General features: G+C 69.8%; 12 protein-coding genes. 8 read left to right on the top strand and 4 right to left on the bottom strand.

Annotation, left to right across the window (positions count from 1 at the left end; genetic code table 11):
- Positions 1 to 216: 216 nt before the first annotated feature.
- Positions 217 to 1,725, top strand: coding sequence for a serine/threonine-protein kinase (locus ABZS69_RS50980; protein WP_355387387.1), 1,509 nt, complete (start codon positions 217 to 219; stop codon positions 1,723 to 1,725).
- 3 nt (positions 1,726 to 1,728) lie between these two features.
- On the opposite strand, the gene ABZS69_RS50985 is transcribed toward ABZS69_RS50980, so the two are convergent.
- The 4 genes from ABZS69_RS50985 to ABZS69_RS51000 are packed head-to-tail and all read right to left on the bottom strand — an operon-like array spanning position 1,729 to position 5,599.
- Entirely contained in the window at positions 1,729 to 2,601 is an 873-nt protein-coding gene (locus tag ABZS69_RS50985) for a nucleoside hydrolase (protein ID WP_355387390.1), read from the bottom strand.
- 18 nt (positions 2,602 to 2,619) lie between these two features.
- Positions 2,620 to 3,441 carry a carbohydrate ABC transporter permease gene (locus ABZS69_RS50990; RefSeq protein ID WP_355387393.1) on the bottom strand — a complete coding sequence of 274 codons (822 nt, stop codon included), beginning with the start codon at positions 3,439 to 3,441 and terminating at the stop codon, positions 2,620 to 2,622.
- Between the two features lie 2 nt (positions 3,442 to 3,443).
- Positions 3,444 to 4,325, bottom strand: coding sequence for a sugar ABC transporter permease (locus tag ABZS69_RS50995; protein ID WP_355387396.1), 882 nt, complete (start codon positions 4,323 to 4,325; stop codon positions 3,444 to 3,446).
- Entirely contained in the window at positions 4,322 to 5,599 is a 1,278-nt protein-coding gene (locus tag ABZS69_RS51000; protein WP_355387399.1) for a sugar ABC transporter substrate-binding protein, read from the bottom strand. The genes ABZS69_RS50995 and ABZS69_RS51000 overlap by 4 nt, the downstream gene beginning before the upstream one ends.
- Positions 5,600 to 5,793: 194 nt before the next feature.
- Here ABZS69_RS51000 and ABZS69_RS51005 point away from each other — a divergent pair, with 194 nt between their 5' ends.
- From ABZS69_RS51005 to ABZS69_RS51035, 7 genes are all read left to right on the top strand, one after another.
- Positions 5,794 to 7,260, top strand: a complete 1,467-nt coding sequence (locus ABZS69_RS51005; RefSeq protein WP_355387402.1) for a pectinesterase family protein — start codon at positions 5,794 to 5,796, stop codon at positions 7,258 to 7,260.
- 14 nt (positions 7,261 to 7,274) lie between these two features.
- The gene (locus ABZS69_RS51010) at positions 7,275 to 8,507 is read left to right on the top strand and encodes a hypothetical protein (RefSeq protein WP_355387404.1); all 1,233 of its coding nucleotides are present in this window, start codon (positions 7,275 to 7,277) and stop codon (positions 8,505 to 8,507) included.
- Positions 8,508 to 8,563: 56 nt separating this feature from the next.
- Positions 8,564 to 9,469: a nucleoside hydrolase gene (locus tag ABZS69_RS51015; RefSeq protein ID WP_355387407.1), complete on the top strand. Its 906-nt coding sequence runs from the start codon at positions 8,564 to 8,566 to the stop codon at positions 9,467 to 9,469.
- A 177-nt stretch (positions 9,470 to 9,646) separates the two neighbouring features.
- Positions 9,647 to 10,669 (top strand): sugar-binding transcriptional regulator, encoded by a 1,023-nt coding sequence (locus ABZS69_RS51020; protein ID WP_355387410.1) that lies wholly within the window; start codon positions 9,647 to 9,649, stop codon positions 10,667 to 10,669.
- 775 nt (positions 10,670 to 11,444) lie between these two features.
- Positions 11,445 to 13,682, top strand: a complete 2,238-nt coding sequence (locus ABZS69_RS51025; RefSeq protein WP_355387413.1) for an Ig-like domain-containing protein — start codon at positions 11,445 to 11,447, stop codon at positions 13,680 to 13,682.
- Positions 13,683 to 13,697: 15 nt separating this feature from the next.
- Positions 13,698 to 15,680, top strand: coding sequence for an ABC transporter substrate-binding protein (locus ABZS69_RS51030; RefSeq protein WP_355387416.1), 1,983 nt, complete (start codon positions 13,698 to 13,700; stop codon positions 15,678 to 15,680).
- A 9-nt stretch (positions 15,681 to 15,689) separates the two neighbouring features.
- Complete coding sequence (locus ABZS69_RS51035; RefSeq protein ID WP_355387419.1) at positions 15,690 to 16,688, top strand: ABC transporter permease; 999 nt, start codon at positions 15,690 to 15,692, stop codon at positions 16,686 to 16,688.
- The last annotated feature ends 6 nt before the right edge of the window (positions 16,689 to 16,694 follow it).

A 16,694-nucleotide genomic window follows, 5' to 3' on the forward strand; every position in this document is an offset into this window, starting at 1 on the left:
CGGGCGCCGACCATCTGTCCGATATGCCGGGTAATCGGGCATATCGGAACCTCGTACCGAATCATTGACAACATCGGCCTCGCCCATGGAGCAAACTTTGTGGTTCACTGCGCTGACGAGCCGATCACCAGGGGCCCCAGGCGTCTGACTCGTCACTTAACTACCCAGCGCAACGCTCTGATACGATCTTGGCCCATTTGACCGGCTGGAGGCTTGGTGGCCGAAGTGTTGGCCCTGTTGGCCGAGGACCCCAGAACAGTGGGGCCCTACCGCCTGGAAGGGCGGCTCGGGGTGGGCGGGCAGGGCACCGTCTACGTGGGGCGAGGCGACGACGGCGGGCTGGTGGCGGTCAAGCTCTTACACCCGCACCTGATGGCCGACCAGCGGGAGCAGAAACGTTTCCTGCAGGAGGTGGAGACCGCCCGGCGGGTGGCGCTCTTCTGCACGGCCCAGATGCTCGACTGCGGGTTCCACGGGGGCAGGCCGTACATCGTCAGCGAGTTCGTCGACGGCCCGTCGCTGCACGCCGCCGTACGGGACAACGGGCCGCGCGGGGCGGCCGCGCTGCAGCGGCTGGCGATCAACACCGCGACCGCCCTGATGGCCATCCACGAGGCGGGGGTGGTGCACCGCGACTTCAAGCCCGGCAACGTGCTGCTCGGGCCCGAGGGCCCGGTCGTCATCGACTTCGGCATCGCGCGGGCGCTGGACCTCAGCCAGTCGGTCGTCAGCAGCCAGGCCATCGGCAGCCCCGCCTACATGGCGCCCGAGCAGATCTCCGGCGGCGGCGTCGGGCCCGCCGGCGACATGTTCGCCTGGGCCGCGACCATGGTCTACGCGGCCACCGGGGAGCATGCCTTCTCCGGCGACTCGATCCCCGGCGTCCTGCACGCGATCCTGCACGGCGAGCCGGACCTGGGCGGGCTGCAGGGGCCGCTGCGGACGCTGCTGGAGGAGTGCCTGTCCAAGGCCCCGGACCGGCGGCCCACCGCCGCCCAGGTGATCGAACGCCTGCGCGCGCTTCCGTCCCCCGTCTGGAACACCGTTCCGGTCACCCGCCCGCGAGGCCCCGCCGTCGCCCCCTCGCAGGCTGCGAGCAACCGGCGGCGCGGCCTGATCATGGGTACGGCGGGCGCGACCCTGCTCGTCGCCGCCGTGGCCGGCTATTTCGCGCTGGCGCCCGTCGCGTCCGGCGACAGGGCGGCGGGGACGACCTCGGCGGCGTCGGTGCCCGTGTCCGTGCCCTCGCCCTCCCCCAGCGTGTCGGAGACGCCGCTCGCCCAGGACACGCCCGAACCGGCGGCCACCAAGCGGAAGTTGTCGGCCGAGGCCATGCCCAGCTCGAGCACCGTCCCGCGGGGCACGCCCACCCAGACCCACACGCCCCGGCGCACGAAGGCCCAGGTCGTCGAGCCCTCCCAGAAACCGACCAAGAAGCCGACCCGCAAGCCCACGACCAGGGCGACCAAGACCACGCCGCCCCCGAGCAGCGGCCCGCCGGCGCCCTCCCAGGGCTCGATCACCTTCAACGACGCCCACGAATACTGCAAGGCGGAGGGCTACAGCATGGCCGCCGGCAGCTGGGCCAACCTGTCGTGCTTCGGCATGACGAGCAAGAACATCACGCCGACGTCGGTGTGCCAGTTCAAGTTCCAGGGCCGCAACGCGGTCGCCGAGCAGCCTCAGAACCCGTACATGCCGGAGTTGACCTGCCGGCTGTCGTAGCGGTCAGGCCTGCGCGGCCACGATGCGGCGGACGATGTCCCGGGCGATGGGCTCAGGCGAGCCCGAGACGGTGACCCGGGTCCGTCCGCCCCCGGGCACGAACGTGCTGGAGCCGTCCGCCCCCACCTCCACCCGCCCCTCCGGGCTGAAGGTGAACAGGCCGGGCACCAGCATGCTCAGCACCGTGATCGGGTCGTGCGGGCTGTTCCACTCCTCGTTCCAGAACCGCCACCACTGCTCGATCTCCGCCTTCAGCGCCTCCCCCAGCGCCCCTGCCCCCGCGATGGCGGCCACGTCGGCCGCGTCCATCCGGACCGTGGTGGTGACCTCCAGGCCGGTCACCGTGATGGGCGCCCCCGAGCCGAAGACGATGGCCGCCGCCTCCGGATCGCAGCGCAGGTTGTGCTCGGGCTCGGGGTCGTCGAAGCGGCCTCCCATGATCCACAGGTGCCGGACGTCCCGGGCGAACGACGGGGACGCCGTCATGGCGTTGGCGAGGTTGGTGAGGGGCCCCACCGCCACCACGTCCACCTGGCCGGGCGCCCGGCTCACCTGGTCCACCAGGTACGCCGCCGCGTCCTCGGAGTCCACCGCCTCGGTCTCCAGGTCGGTGAAGAGCCTGCCCTCGTGGCCCGCCCACCAGACGGGCCGGTCCGTCAGGGTCTGGGCCGCCCCCGGGATGACGGTCAGGGAGCGGTTCGCGAGGCGTACGAGCCGCTTGGCCAGGCGCGCCCGCAGCAGCGTGTCACCGTAGACGGTCGTGCAGCCGAGCAGGTCCACCTCGGGCGAGCCGAGCAGGACGGCGAGCGCCAGCGCGTCGTCCACGTCGGAGCCGATGTCGGTGTCGAAGACGACGCGCATGGTCGGAGAACTCATGAAGACCCTTCTCGGAGGTTATTTGAGGCCCGTGGTGGCGATGGACTGCGTGAAGTGGCGCTGGAAGCGCAGGATGATCAGCAGCGGGATGACCGTCAGCACGATCGAGCCCGCGAACAGCTGGCCGTAGTCGATGGTGAACTGGCCGCGCAGGTTGGCCAGGGCGATCGGGCCGAGCTGGTGCGCGGTGTCGGTGCCGATGAGCAGCGGCCAGACGTACGACTGCCACTGGAAGATGAACAGCGTCAGGCCCGCGCTCACCAGGGCGGGACGCGAGAGCGGCAGGTAGATCCGGGCGAACACGCCGAACCAGCCGAGCCCGTCGATGCGCGCCGCCTCCACCAGGTCCTTGGGGATGGCCAGGAAGAACTGGCGCAGCAGGAAGATGGCCAGGCCGTGGCCCAGGCCCGGGAGGATGAGCCCGGCGTAGGTGTTCGTCAGGTCCCAGTCGCGGAACAGCGTGGCGAGCGGGATCGCGATCGCGTCGAACGGGATGAGGAAGCTGAGCACCACGATCGCGAACAGCGCCCCCTGGCCTCTGAACCGCACCGCCGACAGCCCGAACGCCGCCGCCGCCGAGATCAGCAGGCCCGCGGCCACGGTGACCAGCGCCACGAGCAGGGAGTTGAGAATCGCGCGGCCGAAGTCGCCGGTGACCAGGCTCGCGTAGTTGCCGAGCGTGGGATCGGCCGGCAGGAGCGTCTCCCACGACAGCTGTGAGATGTGCCGGAAGATCTCCGAGCCGCCGCGCAGCGAGCTGGACAGGGCCCAGAGCAGGGGCAGCGCGAAGGCCAGGCCGACGATCGTGCCCAGCAGGGCGTACAGGCGTCTGGACACCATGGTCAGTCCCTCCCCCGCAGCAGCCGGAACTGCACGATCACCACGGCCAGGACGAGCAGCACCAGCAGCATCACCTCGGCCTGGGCGAGGTTCAGGTCACCCACGGAGTAGGCGCGGGTGAAGATGTCGAACATGGTGACGTTGGTGGAGCCCTGCGGGCCGCCGTTGGTCAGCATCTGCACGGGGGCGAAGACGAGGAAGTTCGAGACGGTGTCCGCCACCAGCACGAACGCGAGCGGCCTGCGCAGCAGCGGCAGCGTGACATGCCAGAAGCGCGCCCAGGCCGACGCCCCGTCGATCGCGGCGGCCTCGTACAGGGAGGCGGGGATGTCCTGGAGCCCGGCGATGAGGAACATCATCCAGTAGCCGACGCCGATCCACGACAGCAGCACGATCAGCGACCACAGGGCCTGGCCCGGCGAGGTGAGGAACGGCTGCGGCGAGATGCCCAGCACGCTCAGCACCGAGTTGAGCAGGCCGTCGGGCCGGTACGCGACGCTCCAGATGGCCGCCGAGACCGCCGGGGGCACCGCGATCGGCAGGATCACCAGCACCCGCAGGAACCGCACGCCCGCGAAGCGGCGGGTGAACAGGACCGCGAGGGCGAGGGCGGCGGCGATCTGCAGCGGATTGACGATCAGGCTGAACACGAGCGTGACGCGGACGCTCTGCAGGAACGTCGGGTCGGCGAAGAGGGTGGCGTAGTTGCCCAGGCCGACGAACGAGGTCTCGCCGCTGACCAGGCTGGTGTGGCTCAGGCTGCTGGCGAACGCCATGGCGGCGGGGATCAGCCGGAGGACGAGGAGCGCGACCAGGGCGGGCGCCAGGAACGCCAGCGACACCAGCACCGGCCGCCCGACCCCGGTCCGCGACCGGCCGCTCATCGCAGCTGGGCCCAGGCCGTCTTGACCTCCTGCGTCGCCTGTTCGAGCCGGGTCTTGGGGTCGGCGCCGTTCCGGATGTCGGCGAACGCCTTGGTCATGATGTCCTCGAACTGGATGTACCCCACCGACCTGGGCCGCGCGACCGCCGTGTGGTCGGCGTCGTAGGTGAGGATCTCGCCGACCCCCTTGCTCTTGTCGCCGCCCAGCGCGTCGAGGGTGGGCACGTACTTCTCGAAGGCGGCCCGGTTCGACGGGATGATCGTGGTGGCCTTCGTGGTCAGCAGGTTGCCCTCGGGGTCGAGCGCGCCGTACTCGAGGAACTTGCGCGCGAGCTGCTGGTTCTCCGAGGCCGGGTTGATGCCCCAGGACCACGAGCCGGTCGGCGTCACCTGCTTGCCGCCCTCGAAGTAGGGGTACGGCGCCACGCCCCAGTCGAGGTCCTTGGCCGCCGAGAAGACGCCCACGTCCCACGGGCCGCCCGCGAAGAAGGCCACCTTGCCCTCGGTGAACAGCGGCGAGGTCTGGAACGAGCCGACCCCGCGCGGCGCCAGCTTGTTCGCGAACAGGTCGCGGTACCAGGTCATCGCCTTCACCCAGCCGTCGGTGGTCAGGTCGGGCGTGAGCATGTCGGGCCCGGTGATCCCGGAGCCGCCGCCGAGCGACTCGGCCAGGCTCTGCAGCTGGTAGTACTGCTCGATCTGCTCGGGGATGAACGCCCACTGGGCGCCGGCCCCGGCCTGGGCCTTCTTGCCCGCCTCGATCGTCTGCTCCCACGTCCAGCGCTTGGCGGGGTCGCTCGGCGGCGGGGTGACCCCGGCCTTCTTCAGCAGGGTCTTGTTGTAGAAGAGGAACTGGTCGGAGGTCCAGACGGGGACGGCCCAGAGCTTGCCGTTGTGCTCGTTGACCTCGTACTGGGCGGGCAGGGCCGCCTGCTTGACGCGGTCCTTCCAGTCGCTCAGGTCGGCCAGGAAGCCCCGGGTGGCCAGCGCCGCGACGCGCGGCTGGTCGACGGTGTAGACGTCGATCGTGTCGTCCTTGGCGGCCAGCCGCTGCTGCAGCGTGCTGTTGAGCTGGTCGAAGGGGATCTGCGTGTACGCGACCTTGACGCCGGGGTTCTTGGCCTGGAACCCGTCGATGACCGGCTGGAACGTCTTGGGATCCTCCGGGCCGACGAACCGCAGCGTCTTCGACGCCGAATCTCCCCCGCCGCCGCCGGATCCGCACCCGGCGGCCAGCACGGCCAGGAGGCTCACCAGGGCCAGGCTCTTCTTCATGGCTTCGCTCCTTCAAGCCCTCCGGCCGCTGACCAGGTCAAGCGCCGAGTCTACACGTGTCACATGGGCGATGGCGGCCCAGCATGCCACGAACCCCCGCCAGCCGACAAGACCTCCCGCCCTTGACCGATCTTGTCGAGCCGTCTACATATATATTCAAAGCCAACTATCCATTCGCTCCTTGAGAGGTGAATGTGAAGGCCCCGATCACCGCGCTCGTCGCCACCGCGATCGCCTTATCCCTCACCCCCGCACCCCCCGCCGGCGCGACCGCGCCGCCTGCCGCCCTGGCCATGACCGATGGGGAGGGGGTGCGGTTCTCGGTGCCGGGGCGGGCGAGGGCGACCTGCGTCGACGCGCCCCTGAAGATCACCTTCCCGGCGCCCCCGACGCTGGGCTCCTCCGGCGCGATCGAGGTGCGCCGGGCCGACGGCACGCTGGTCGACCGGGTCGAAGCCGCCACGGCCAGGGCCGACAGGAAGAACATCGGCGCCGCCGTCTCCGACACGGGGCTGCCGCACGATTTCTCGTACGAATCGATCATGATCGACGGCAACACGGCCAACGTGTACCTGCACCGGAGCCTCGAGTACGGGCAGGAGTACTACGTCACCGTCGACCCCGAGGTGTTCACGGGGTTCGGCGGCGTGCCGGAACCCGGAAGGTGGGAGTTCAAAACCCGCAAGCAGGGCGTCCGGACCCGGCACCTGACGGTTTCCGGGGCCGGGACCGGGGACTTCTGCACCGTGCAGGGCGCCGTCGACGCCGTGCCCCTCGGCAACCGGTCGCCCGTGACCATCGACGTCCGGCCGGGCGTCTACACCGAGATCGTCTACGTGCGCGAGGACCGGCCCCACCTCACCGTGCGCGGGGCGGGCGCGGGCCGGACCGTGATCCAGTACGCCAACAACGACCTGCGGAACGGCGACGCCGCGCTGCGCCAGGGCGGCCCCGCCGACGTGTGCCCGCGCCGCGTCCTGGAGACCTCGGACCTGCACAACTGCTGGCGGGCCATGTTCGGGGTGGACGCGGCGGACTTCCGGCTGCAGAACCTCACACTCCACAACACGACCCCCGACGGCGGCTCGCAGGCGGAGGCGTTCCGGGGCAACAACGAGCGGATCGCACTCGAACGCGTCGACCTGCGCAGCCACCAGGACACCCTGCGCCTGCAGGGCAAGGGGTTCGTCACCGGCAGCCGGATCAGCGGCGACACCGACTTCGTGTGGGGCACCGGCACGGTGTTCATCCAGGACTCGGTGCTGGAGTCGACGGACGCCGGCTACATCTCGCAGAGCCGCAACGACGCGACGAGGCCGGGCGCCGTGTTCGTCCGCACCAGGCTGACGCGCGCCCCCGGCGTGCCGGACGGCTCCGTGGTGCTGAGCCGCAGCGCCGTGTGGCGGTTCACGCACAGCCAGGCGGTGTTCATCGACACCAGGATGGACGGGCACATCGCCCCCGTCGGCTGGGCCATCGACCCGAACGACTGCGCGCAGGCACAGACCCTCTCCTTCTGGGAGTACGGCAGCACCGACCTCACCACCGGCCGCGCGATCGACACCGCGCAGCGGCTGCCCTGCTCCCGTCAGCTCACGGCCGCCGAGGCGGGGCGATGGAGCGACCCCGCATACGTCCTGGGCGGATGGAATCCCGAGTGAAAGGAATGGACGGCATGGACAGATTGGCGAGCAGGCGCACTCTGCTGGGCGGAGTGCTGGGTGGCATCGGGGCGGCCGCCGTCGCAGGTCCGGCGGAGGCGGCGAGCCGTACCGACGCGGCGGACCGGGGCGTCTACGGGGGCAAGGGGGCGGCGCGGCCGGTGGCGCCCGTCAATCAGGAGGTGGCGGCCAGGTTCGGCCCCGAGTACAAGACGCTGCCGGCCGCCGTCGCGGGCGTCGACATCGAGCCGCTGATCGGCATCGCGTCGGCCGCCGACCTCGCCGCGAAACGCCAGAACATGGTCGACTACATCTGGAAGGGCGCGGGCCGGCCCAAGACGCTCCCCACCGTCGAGAGCGACGTGCCGGCCCCCGACTTCGCCTCCCTGACCGGCGTCCGCCGGATCGACCGGCTGACGGTCCCGCTGCGCTACCAGGTGTCGGCCAAGGTGTACGACATCGTCCCGAGCCGCGCGTGGAACCGGCGCCTCGCGCTCTACCACAACGGCCACGGCGAGCCGTTCGACACCATGCTCCGCACCGTCCAGGCCCTGCTCGACCGCGGTTACCGGGTGATGGCGTACGCGATGCCGTTCCAGCACTGGAACCAGCAGCAGATCGCCGACCCCAAGGACCCGGCGAAGCTGCTGCCGAACCCCTCCCACCGCGAGCTCCCGCCCTGGGAGAGCGCCGAGTTCTCCGCCCTGACCTTCTTCCTCGAACCGCTCACGGTCACCCTCAACCACGCGCAGGCCGCGTACCGGCCGGCCTCCGTCGAGATGATCGGCCTGTCGGGCGGCGGCTGGACGACGACGGTGTTCTCGGCGCTGGACCCGCGCGTCACCCGCAGCTATCCCACGGCCGGGTCGCTGCCGTTCTTCCTGCGTCCCGCCTCGCCCAAGCCGCGCCCCACGACCGGCGACTGGGAGCAGACCAAGGAGGCGCTGCCCGGGTTCTACGCGGGCGCCTCCGACGACTTCCTCGACATGTACGTGCTGGCGTCGGTGGGGCCGGGGCGGGGGCAGCTGCAGATCCTCAACCGGTTCGACGAGTGCTGCTTCAACGGGGTCGGGCACCGGGTCTACCACGCCCCGGTACGCGACCGGGTGGCGCTGCTCGCCGGCGGGCGGCCAGAGCGGGGGCGGTGGGAGCTCCTCGAGGACGCCACGCACGACGACCACACCATCTCGCCGTACGCGCTGTCCGTCATCCTCTGGGACCTTGACACCACAAATGTCACAACATAATATCGGAATATAGATACTTGCTTGAATGGATATTCAAGCTTGATGGAAGGGTGTGCATGGCGGGCCGTACCTTTTCCCACCGGCGCAGAGTGATCGTCAACACCGACGCCAAAAACGAGGCGGACGACCAATTCGCCATCGTGCACGCCCTGCTGTCCCCGAGCTTCGATATTCGCGGCCTGATCGCCGCACATTTCGGTAACCGCCGTACCCGGTCGAGCCTGGAGGAAAGCCGCGCGGAAATCGACCTGTTGCTGCGGCTGATGAAGCTCGACGGCACGGTCAGGGTCGAGGACGGCGCCCCGTACGCGCTGCCCGACGTGGTCACCCCCGTCCCGTCGCCGGGCGCGGAGCTGATCGTCGAAGAGGCCATGCGGGACGTCCCCGAGCCGCTGTACGTGGCCTTCCTCGGCCCCCTGACCGACATGGCCTGCGCCCTGCTCCTCGAACCGCGCATCGCCGAACGCGACGTGACCGTGATCTGGATCGGCGGCGACGGCTACGACGGGCGCGGCGGCCAGGGCGACCGGGGCGGCCGGCCGGAGTTCAACCTGTCCAACGACATCGTGGCGGCGAACGTCGTGTTCTCCTCGGCGCTCGAGGTCTGGCAGGTCCCGGCGCCGACGTACCGGATGACGGCCGTCGGCTACGCCGAGCTCGACGCGAAGGTGGCGCCGTACGGCGAGCTCGGCGAGTACCTCGTGCGCCAGCTCGTCGAGTGGAACGAGCGGCACAGCGGGTTGTCGATCGAGTTCCGCGCGCTCGGCGACTCCCCCGCGATCGGGCTGATGCTCCACCCCGGCTGCGGCACGTGGGTGGAGCGCCCCGCCCCGAACTTCCGCCACGACGGGTCGTACGACTTCTCCGCCGACAACCGGGCGATCCGCACGTACGACTCGATCGACGCGCGGTTCATCTTCGAGGACTTCTTCGCGAAGCTGCAGGCCTTCGCCCCTCGTTAGGCCGGGGCCACGGATCAGAGGCCGATGGCGCAAGGGGTCGGTGGGCCGTGCGGCGGCCGGACTCGTCGGCGGGGTGGTGCGAGCGTCGCCGCGGCCTAGCACAATGGCACTCGGCAGTGGCCCGGGCTCGCCACCGGACCAGCATGAGCGGCGGAGCCGAAGCGGAGGCCAGCGATCGTGGGAGCTGACAGTCAGTTCGAGAAGGGCCGCTCCGTCGGCGAGCCCCTGAGGTTCGGCGGTCGCAGGCTCGGCCAGGAGTCGGAGCGCATGCGGCTCCTGGTCCGGGTCGCCCGCCTCTACCACGAGCACGGGGTGCGCCAGCCGCAGATCGCCGCGCAGCTGCGCATCTCGCAGCCGCGGGTGTCGCGGCTGCTCAAGGAGGCCGCGGAGATCGGCATCGTCCGCACGGTGGTCGTGGTGCCCAGCGGGGTGCACGCGCTGCTGGAGGAGGACCTCGAGCGCAAGTACGGCGTGGAGCAGATCATCGTCGTGGACGCCACCGGCGACAACCACGACGTGGTGGCCGCGCTGGGCTCGGCCGGTGCCACGTACCTGGACGCCACCCTGATCGGCGGCGAGCACCTGGGCATCTCGTCCTGGAGCGAGAGCCTGCTGGCCACGGTGGAGGCCATGCAGCGCCGCCCGGTGCAGGTGGCGGAGGAGGTCGTCCAGCTCATCGGCGGGGTGGGCAAGGGGTCCGCCCAGGTCCAGGCCACCCGCCTGGCCGCCCACCTTGCCGACCTCACGGGCGCCGAGCCCGTCTTCCTGCCCGCGCCCGGCCTGGTCGGCTCCGCGGCGGCGCGGCAGGCGCTCTCCGACGACCACGTCGTACGACAGGTGGTGGACGCCTGGTCGCGGCTGACCACGGTGCTGGTGGGGATCGGGAGCCTGGACCCGTCGCCGCTGCTGCGTGACAGCGGCAACGCCATCTCGGAGGAGGACTTCGAGACGCTGCGGGAGCTGGGGGCGGTGGGGGACGTCTGCCTGCGCTTCTTCGACGCCGAGGGACGGCTGATCGCCTCGCCGCTGGAGGAGCGCATCCTCGGCATCTCGGCCGCCGACCTGCTCCGGGTGCCCCGGCGGATCGCCATCGCGGGGGGTCGCAGGAAGACGGCGGCCATTCGGGCGGCGCTGCGCGGGGGATGGGTGAACACGCTCATCACGGATGTGGGTGTGGCCGAGCAACTCCTGAAGAACTGACCTCCGCCCCACCGGGACGGCCGGTGCGTACGGTGCGCCGTCGGGGGCGCTGTTGCGCGCGTGTGCGCGACCACCGGCGGCGCGTCGGCTGAGCTCCGTGCGCGTTGCGCCGAGCCGCACCGTCACACCTCCCGCCGACCCGGCGGCCTGAAGGCGGTCCCCACGAGGCGGCCCGATGCGCCCCATGAAGCGGCCGCGCGTCGCGCAGGCGCCACGGCCGCGAGCTGCCGGGCGGGGGCGGGCTCCGTGTGGTACGCCCGGCTCGCCCGCCGAAGGTCGCCGGCCCCACGCGGCGAAGGGCGCTCAGCTCGCCCGCAACATCGACCCCGCCTAGCGGACGGCGCCCGGCTCATGGGCTCGTGGAGCGCAGGTGAAGGTGGCAGAGCGCCGGGCGCGGAACGCGGGGTGCCGGGCGCAGAGTGCGGGAGCCGAGCACGGGCGCGGGGTGCCCGGGGTGCGGGGGCGGGGTGCCGGAGGGCGGGGCTTCGCGGGGTGGGGTGTGGGGTTGACGGGGGAGCTGGCTGGGTTGGAAAGCGCTCTTGACAGTCACAACAGTGTCGTTCACGATGTGATGAATCCACTCCATTCATGGCTGAATAAAAATTCTCACTTAGCGACAGCGTGGTCCGGAGTCGTGCCGAAAGACGGCACAGCCCTGTCTATTCGGGGCAGAAAGCGAGCGTTTCGCATGAGCGAGGCCGAAGGCTTCGATCGCCAGCAATCAGAATTCAGTCGCCGGGATTTCGTGCGGTCCGCGGCGTTGGTTCCGCCCGCCGTGGCATTGGCGGACAACGTGGCGGCAGCGCCCAGCCCGAGCCCCACGCCCACCATCGCGCCGAAGGTGAAGGCGAAGGGCGTGCCCGCCTTCCCCGGCGCCGAAGGGGCCGGGATGTACACCACCGGCGGCCGGGGCGGCGCCGTGTACGAGGTGACCACCCTCGATGACGACGGCCCAGGGTCCTTACGCGAGGCGGTGGCGAAGTCCGACGGGACGGTCGTCTTCCGGGTGTCCGGCAACATCAAGATCAAGGGCGGGCTCGACATCACCGGCTCGAACCTCACCATCGCCGGCCAGACCGCCCCCGGCCACGGCGTCACCGTCATCGGCAACGAGACGCAGATCAAGGGCAGCAACATCATCCTGCGCCATCTGCGCTTCCGCGGCGGCGACGAGCTCGGCACCGCCATCGACACCTTCGGCGCCCGTGGCGTGCGAGACATCATCATCGACCACTGCTCCTTCAGCTGGGGCGTGGACGAGTGCTTCTCCGTCTACGGCAACACCAACGTGACCGTCCAGTGGTGCGTCATCTCCGAGGGCCTGGTGAACTCGGTGCACCCCAAGGGCCGGCACGGCATGGGCGGCCTGTGGGGCGGCGACACCATCACCTACCACCACAACCTGCTCATCCACGAGAACGGCCGCAACCCGCGCTTCAGTTTCACCGAGGGCATGAGCATGGTGGTGGACCACCGCAACAACGTGATCTACAACCCCGGGATCACGTCCTGCTACGGCGGCGAGTGGGCCAACGGCATCAACATCATCGGCAACTACTACAAGCCCGGCCCCAACACGCTGCCCCCGATCGCCAGGACGATCGTGGCCCCCGGCCGGCTCGGCGAGTGGCACGTCAGCGGCAACACGGTCGAGGGCCACGCCGACCTCACGGCCGACAACACGCTCGGCATCACCTATCCGACCGGCGGCATCACGCTGCGGCCCAGGCCGGTGGAGTTCGAGAACGGCGTCACGGAGCAGACCTCGGAGCAGGCGTTCGCGACGGTCCTGGAGCAGGCCGGAGCCATCCTGCCGCGGCGGGACGCCATCGACGCCCGGCTGGTCAACGAGGCACGCACCGGCACGGGGCGCCACATCAACTCCCAGAAGGACGTGGGCGGCTGGCTGCCGTCGCCGTCCGAGGTGCCCGCTCCCGCCGACAGCGACCACGACGGCATGCCGGACGAGTGGGAGACCGCCCAGGGGCTGAACCCGGAGAGCGCCGACGACGCCAAGACGGTGGACGGCAGCGGGTACACGAACCTGGAGCGCTACCTGAACTCCATCCAGCGAGCCGGGGCCCGCAACCCCGAGGTGGCGATCGTCTCCCCCAAGATCGACCAGGTGTTCGCGGCGGCCACGGACCAGCAGTCCATCGTCGTCCAGGCCGACGCCAAGGCCCTCGACGGCGCGTCCGTCGCCAAGGTCGAGTTCTTCCACGGCGACAAGAAGATCGGCGAGGCCACCGCGGCGCCGTACCAGGCGACCTGGGCGGACGCGACCGACGGGACCTACGCCCTGACGGCGCGCGCGACCGACAGCACCGGGTCGGCGACCACCTCGTCGCTGGTGCCGATCCACGTCACCCGCACCATGACCCACAAGCCATGGACGGCGAAGGACATCGGCGAGGTGGCCATCCCCGGGAGCACGGCGCTGAAGGACGGCGTGTTCACGCTGAAGGGATCCGGGAAGATCGCCGGCTGGAAGGACTCCTTCCACTTCGCCTATCAGGCCGTCGGGTTCAGCAAGCGGGGCGAGGTCATCGAGATCACCGCCCGGGTGGACAGCATCAGCATGGGGCACGTCGACGCCGTCGCGGGCATCATGGTGCGTCAGGACCTCGCGCCGAACTCACCGTTCATGCTGGCCGGCATCAGTCTCTCCGCGAGCGGCGATGACGGGGCCGGCATGCGCGCCAAGGCCATCAGGGTCGCCTCGAACGGCAAGCAGCCCAGCGTCGGCATCTGGCCGGCCGCCGGCGAGGATCCGCTGAACCCGAAGAAGCCGTACTGGCTGCGCCTGGTCTGCCGGAGCCTGCTGACCGGGGACAACGAGTTCGAGGCCTTCCTGTCGTCCAACTCGCTGAACTGGGACCGCATCGGCTACGAGCGCATCGTGATGCGGACCGGCCGCTTCTACATCGGCCTCGCGGTCGACGGCAACCAGGAGGCGAACGCCGTCCACGCCTACACCACGGCCAGGTTCAGCCTGGTGCAGGTCAATCGTTAGAACTGGAGCACCCCCATGACCCACGAACCGTTCACGAGGAGGAACCTGCTCCGCGGCGGCGGACTTCTCCTGCTGACCTCCGCCACCGGCTGCAGCTTCCTCGACACCAGCCCCGACACCGGCGGCGCCGCCCAGGCCGCCGACATGTCCGCCAAGGAGTCCCCGGCGCTGGCGCAGCTGGTCAAGAGCGGCAAGCTGCCGCCGCTGGAGCAGCGCCTGCCGAAGAACCCCCTCGTCGTCACGCCGCTGAAGGAGCCGGGCAGGTACGGCGGCACGTGGGCCTCGGCTCTCGTCGGCGAGGACGACATCGAGTGGCTGACCGGCACCATCGGGTACGAGCCCGTGGTCAGGCTCAAGCCCGGCACGAACGGCCAGAAGGGCCTGGACGACATCGTGGCCAACGTGGCCGAGTTCGAGGTCAAGAACGACGGCCGGGAGTACGTCTTCCGCCTGCGCGAGGGCCTCAAGTGGTCGGACGGCCAGCCGTGCACCGCCGACGACCTGATCTTCGCCTTCGAGGACGTGGCGACCTACCACGACCTGCACACCACCGGCATCTACGACCTCTACCTGGAGAACGGCAGCACCACCGAGCGGGTGAAGGTCGAGAAGGTGGACGAGCGGACCGTCCGGTACGTCTACAAGGAGCCCAAGGCGGGCCTCCTGTTCCAGATCGCCGTGGCGACGTTCGAGCGGCCGGGACTGGTCGGGTTCCTGCTGCCCAAGCACTACCTCAAGCAGTTCCACAAGAAGTACAACCCGGACGTCGACCAGCTGGCCAAGGACCAGCAGCTCGAGGACTGGACGCAGCTGTTCATGCTGAAGCAGGACCCGTGGCACAACCCCGACCAGCCCACGCTGCACGCCTGGAAGGTGAGCAACCCGATCGGCAAGGGCACGGCGCTGGTGGCCGAGCGCAACCCGTACTACTGGAAGGTCGACCAGCAGGGGCGCCAGCTCCCCTACTTCGACCGGTTCAGGGCGGAGGTGCTCGGCGACGTCCAGGTCGAGCTGCTGAAGATCATGAACGGCGAGATCGGCATGCAGCTGCGCAACTTCAACACGCCGGAGAACAAGCCGCTGATCGCCCAGAACGCCGCGAAGGGCAAGTACCGGCTGTTCGACGTGCCGAGCCGGCTGAGCAACACGATGATCATCCAGTTCAACCAGACGATCGCGGACGAGAAGCTGCGTGACCTGTTCAGGAACAAGGACTTCCGGATCGGGCTGTCGTACGCGATCAACCGCAAGGAGATCATCGACGGCGTGTACGCGGGCCAGGGCGAGCCGTGGCAGGCCGCGCCGTCCAAGCGGAACGTGGTCCACAACGAGCAGCTCGCCAAGCAGTACACCGAGTTCGACGTCGCGAAGGCCAACGAATTCCTCGACAAGGCCGGGCTGACCAAGAAGGACGCCGACGGCAAGCGACTGGGCCCCGACGGCAGGCCGCTGATCGTCACGGTCATGGCCAGCACCGAGTTCCCGCACCACACCGAGGCGCTGGAGTTCGTGAAGAAGGGGTGGGAGGCGGTCGGGGTCGGGCTCCGGGTGGACCCGGTGGCGGACACGCTGTTCACCGAGCGCACGATGGCGAACCAGCCGCAGGCCTCGACGTTCACCTGCAGCGACTTCGACATCATCGCGGGCACCGGCGGCGACCACTACTACGTGCCGAGCAACTCCGGCAGCGCCCGCTACGCCATCCGCTGGGCGCAGTGGTACGGCAGCAAGGGCAAGTCCGGCGACGAGCCGCCCAAGGAGGTCAAGGAGCAGCTCGAGGCGTTCACCAAGATGCGCACCGAGTACGACCCCGCCAAGGCGATCGAGTCCGCCAAGAAGGTCGTGGAGATCGCGGCGGAGCAGTTCTACGCGATCGGCATCAGCACGTACCCGGACGAGTACGGCATCGTGTCGAACAGCTTCAAGAACGTGCCCGACTCGATGGCATCCGCCCCCGTGACCCCCGGGCCGACCCAGCCCGAGCAGTACTCCCTCTGAGGGGCTGACGTGCTGGGCTACTTCGGCCGCCGCCTGGTGTACGTGGTCGTGACGCTCTGGGCGATCTCGATCGTCACGTTCGTCATCATCAACCTGCCGCCGGGCGACTACGTCTCGACGCTCGTCGCGAACGCGCAGGCGGGCGGCGAGGGCATCACCCCTGCGGAGATCGCCAACCTCAGGCACCGGTACGGCCTCGACGACCCGCTCCTGCTGCAGTACTGGCGCTGGATCACGGCGATCCTCCTGCACGGCGATTTTGGTCAATCGTTTGCCTGGAATCAGGCGGTCTCGACGCTCATCGGCGAACGGGTCGCGCTGTCGGCGGTGCTGTCGATCAGCTCGCTGCTCATGGTCTGGGCGATCGCGTTCCCCATCGGCATCTACAGCGCGGTCAAGCAGTACTCGTGGGGCGACTACGGCTTCTCGTTCCTGGGGTTCATCGGCATGGCGGTCCCGGAGTTCATGCTGGCGCTGGTCCTCATGTACGTGGGCTTCCGCTTCTTCGGGCAGAGCGTCGGCGGCCTGTTCTCCCCCGAGTTCCAGGACGCCGCCTGGAACCTCGGCAAGGTCCTCGACCTGCTCGGCCACCTGTGGGTGCCGATCGTGGTGATCGGCGTGTCGGGCACCGCCGGCATGATCCGGGTCACCCGGGCGAACCTGCTGGACGAGCTCTACCGCCCGTACGTGCACACCGCCAGGGCCAAGGGCCTGCCGGAGTGGAAGCTGCTGCTGAAGTACCCGGTGCGGATGTCGCTCAGCCCGTTCTTCAGCACGGTCGGCTGGCTGCTGCCCGGCCTGATCGGCGGCGAGACGATCGTGTCGGTGGTCATGAGCCTGCCGACCGGCGGCCCGCTGCTGCTCAACGGCGTCATGAACCAGGACATGTACCTGGTCGGCAGCTTCATCATGATCCTCAGCATGCTGACCGTGATCGGAACCATGGTGAGCGACCTGGCGCTGGCGTGGTGGGACCCGCGAATCCGTAAACGGTACAAGAGAGAGTAGCGCCGC

It is taken from the genome of Nonomuraea sp. NPDC005650 (assembly GCF_040605375.1).
In the GTDB taxonomy this organism is placed as follows: Bacteria; Actinomycetota; Actinomycetes; order Streptosporangiales; family Streptosporangiaceae; genus Nonomuraea.

Coding starts and splice junctions, on each gene's coding strand:
- ABZS69_RS50990 (WP_355387393.1), bottom strand. CDS start 3,441: ATGGTGTCCAGACGCCTGTACGCCCTGCTGGGCACGATCGTCGGCCTG.
- ABZS69_RS51015 (WP_355387407.1), top strand. CDS start 8,564: ATGGCGGGCCGTACCTTTTCCCACCGGCGCAGAGTGATCGTCAACACC.
- ABZS69_RS50985 (WP_355387390.1), bottom strand. CDS start 2,601: ATGAGTTCTCCGACCATGCGCGTCGTCTTCGACACCGACATCGGCTCC.
- ABZS69_RS51000 (WP_355387399.1), bottom strand. CDS start 5,599: ATGAAGAAGAGCCTGGCCCTGGTGAGCCTCCTGGCCGTGCTGGCCGCC.
- ABZS69_RS51010 (WP_355387404.1), top strand. CDS start 7,275: ATGGACAGATTGGCGAGCAGGCGCACTCTGCTGGGCGGAGTGCTGGGT.
- ABZS69_RS50995 (WP_355387396.1), bottom strand. CDS start 4,325: ATGAGCGGCCGGTCGCGGACCGGGGTCGGGCGGCCGGTGCTGGTGTCG.
- ABZS69_RS51030 (WP_355387416.1), top strand. CDS start 13,698: ATGACCCACGAACCGTTCACGAGGAGGAACCTGCTCCGCGGCGGCGGA.